Source organism: Niveispirillum sp. FG148, assembly GCF_057809655.1.
In genome coordinates this window covers 1-729 of record NZ_JBMDKJ010000076.1, presented here as the reverse complement: position 1 = coordinate 729, position 729 = coordinate 1, and the positions used below count along the sequence as shown (strand labels likewise).

Here is a 729-nt window from a genome sequence, read left to right as displayed (position 1 = left end):
CTGTCATGGGTGCCGGTATCCAGCCAGGCATAGCCGCGGCCCATGCGCTCCACCGCCAGCTTGCCCTGCTGAAGATAGACATTGTTGACGTCCGTGATCTCCAGTTCGCCGCGCGGTGACGGCTTGATGGCGGCGGCGATGTCCAGGACGCTGTTGTCGTAGAAATAGAGGCCGGTGACGGCATAGTTCGACTTCGGTGCCCGGGGCTTTTCCTCAATCGTCAGGGCATGGCCCTGGCTGTCGAAGCTGACCACGCCATAGCGTTCCGGATCATTGACATGATAGGCGAAAACGGTCGCCCCCTCTGTCCGGGAATGGGCGCTGGCCAGCAGCCGCTCGAACCCGCCGCCATAGAAGATGTTATCACCCAGCACCAGGGCGGCACTGTCATTGCCGACGAAACCCCGCCCGATGATGAAGGCCTGGGCCAGCCCGTCGGGGCTGGGCTGCACGGCATAGGACAGGTTGAGACCCCATTGCGAGCCGTCGCCCAGCAGGTGGCTGAACTGCGGCAGGTCGTGCGGGGTGGAAATGACCAGGATGTCGGTGATCCCCGCCAGCATCAGCGCCGACAGGGGATAATAGATCATCGGCTTGTCATAGACGGGCAGCAGCTGCTTGGACACGCCCAGGGTGATGGGATAGAGCCTGGTGCCGGAGCCGCCGGCCAGGATGATGCCCTTGCGCTTAGCCATTCTTCTTGCCCTCTCCCCGGCGCTTGTGGGCTTC

Annotated in this window: 1 protein-coding gene; it reads right to left on the bottom strand. The window is 63.2% G+C overall.

Annotated features, from left to right (window positions below; translation table 11 throughout):
- A partial coding sequence (gene rfbA, locus ACODTW_RS28265) for a glucose-1-phosphate thymidylyltransferase RfbA (RefSeq protein WP_488949554.1) occupies window positions 1-695 on the bottom strand: 695 nt, incomplete at its 3' end.
- Between the last annotated feature and the right edge of the window lie 34 nt (window positions 696-729).